Raw genomic sequence first — 2,146 nt, forward strand, 5'->3', positions numbered from 1 at the left:
GTTTAGACCGTCGTGAGACAGGTCGGTTACTATCTATCTGGAGTGTCGGGAGTCTGAGGGTAAGATGGAAATAGTACGAGAGGAACTTTCCGTCGTCGCCTCTGGTCGATCGGTTGTCCGACAGGGCAATGCCGAGCAGCTACGCGATAAGGGGTAAAAGCTGAAAGCATCTAAGCTTGAAACCTGACCTAAAAAGAGACTCCGTTGAGGACATGGGTAAAAGACCCGTTTGATAGGCCTGGGATGTAAGCATGAAGGCAACGACATGTTCAGTCCGCAGGTACTAACGTCCGATGCCTTCCGCTGAACTCAGACGAAATCCGGAGTACGCACCTGAGCCTCTCGTGCTCAGTCCCGTTGAGGGTGTAACCCTTAAATAGGATGAGGACGTAGGAAAGGAGGCAACACAGCTTGCCAAGGTGGCGGAGCGGCCACGCGGTTGACTGCAGATCAACTACACCCCGGTTCAAGTCCGGGCCTTGGCTTCCATTCGGGCGCGTAGCGGCCGATGGGGAAGAAAACCCGTCAGGGTTTTCGACTCGATTGACGCATCATACCTGGATGTAACTGGTAATAGCGGCCATAGCAGAGGGGAAACACCTGGACCCATTCCGAACCCAGAAGTTAAGCCCTCTCACGTACTCTGTGGTACTGAGGTGCGCGAGCCCTCGGGAAGCATGGTTCGCTGCTATTACCTTCCTTTTACAGTAAAGTGCTGTTTTTCTTACTGTTATTACTGTTATGCGACGAGCGTTCATTCTTCTGCATGTTTCTTTTCGGTAACGCACGTTTTTGTGATTCATCCATCGTTTAAGGTTTTAAAGGCTGCCGGAGGAGTTCGCTCCTTCCCGGCAGCCCGCCGGGGAGCCGGTTCCACGAAGAATGGCAGTGGTATGAGGCAAGAACGGGAGGTCGTCCAGCCTGTTCTCCAACATGGCAGCGCCCGGGGCATCCGGGTTTGACAATCGTCCGGTGCGTTTCCTTTCCTTTCCACGGGTACCCCGGGTTTTAATGAAGAATGGCTTTTTCAGGGCTTGATTGCGACCTGCATCGGCATGTCGTCGACGTTTGGGAGGAATCTTCTGGTGTTCCTGTTTATCCTCCAGTTGATCCATGATGCACCGCTATTTGCGATGGCACCATACTGATCATATAAATCATAAGTATTTAACTTTATCTATCTGTTAATACATTCTGTTTACATCGTTCGACTTGAGTGAGGCCGGGTCACGATCGGTTTTCTTTTATGTCCTGCACCCCGGGTGGGAAGTGCTTTGCTCCGATGCCCGCCGGTCGCCCAGGGTTGGTTCGGTACGCTTCCGGATACGGCAGGCGCGCAAAGCCGCCCGGAGTCGGGCCCCCGCGCCGGGATCGCACAAGGGTCCGGCTCCTCCTTCATCGATTGTTCCGGGCTTTACTCGGCCGTGGCAACCGGTATTGCGCTTCGTTTCTCCTCCTCATACCTGCTGCCGAGGCTTGAGAGTTCGTTGCTGTCCATCTTCTGCTGCATCTGCGGGAAGATCCGCTCTTCCTCCTCATTGATGTGGTGCTTCACATTCTCCTGGATCACTATCAGTTTTGCCACCCAGTTCGCTTCCTCTGATATAGCCGCCCTATCGAGCTGGTTTAGTAGCATCTTGACCGCATTGTGCTCCTCGATTGCTTCAAGCGTCGTATCCCGCATATCTGCCTCTTTTTCGAGTCTCGGATAGAGGGCTTTCTCTTCTCCGACGAGGTGGGGTACGAGGTTCTGTTTCAAGGCGTCATACTTTCTCCCCCGGTCGCTCACGCCCTTGCTTGAGAGTTCTGAGAGTTGCGAGAGTACCATCCGGTGTTCCTGTTTCAGGGTGTCAATAATATTCTGCGCCATTCGATCGCTTCCTCCTTCCTGCACGGAGGACCTGCATGGACAGGTTTGGTATATATGGGTTATGTCGGATTCCAGGTTCCAGGCAGTAACTCTCGTTTTCCGGACTCCGCCTTGAAGAGCCGGAGGAGATCACCCGGCGGTCGCAGGTTGGAGCCCGGTCCCGACGCGTGAGAAGAAGAGCGTTGTCCCTCTTCCCGAAGTTACGGTGAGGTGATCCCGAAATACCTCAGCCGGGAGGGGGACACCTTTCGAAGATCCCTCACTCGAAACTCTTCG

The 2,146-nt window shown here is 53.9% G+C and carries 1 protein-coding gene, 1 tRNA gene and 2 rRNA genes; 3 read left to right on the forward strand and 1 reads right to left on the reverse strand.

Features of this window, described 5'->3' with window-relative positions; translation table 11 throughout:
* From BP737_RS00960 to rrf, 3 genes are all read left to right on the forward strand, one after another.
* Positions 1–306 (forward strand): 23S ribosomal RNA (locus tag BP737_RS00960); the annotation flags it as partial.
* A 107-nt stretch (positions 307–413) separates the two neighbouring features.
* A tRNA-Cys gene (locus BP737_RS00965) sits at positions 414–485 on the forward strand.
* Between the two features lie 87 nt (positions 486–572).
* Positions 573–694 (forward strand): 5S ribosomal RNA (rrf, locus tag BP737_RS00970).
* Between the two features lie 720 nt (positions 695–1,414).
* Here the strand turns inward: rrf and BP737_RS00975 are convergent.
* Complete coding sequence (locus tag BP737_RS00975) at positions 1,415–1,870, reverse strand: hemerythrin domain-containing protein (RefSeq protein WP_292407675.1); 456 nt, start codon at positions 1,868–1,870, stop codon at positions 1,415–1,417.
* Positions 1,871–2,146: the final 276 nt, after the last annotated feature.

Source organism: Methanoculleus sp. UBA291, assembly GCF_002499755.1.
GTDB classification, from domain to species: domain Archaea; phylum Halobacteriota; class Methanomicrobia; order Methanomicrobiales; family Methanoculleaceae; genus Methanoculleus; species Methanoculleus palmolei.

Bases quoted from the DNA above. Each gene is read 5' to 3' on its own strand.
- BP737_RS00975 (WP_292407675.1), bottom strand. From the start codon at position 1,870: ATGGCGCAGAATATTATTGACACCCTGAAACAGGAACACCGGATGGTA.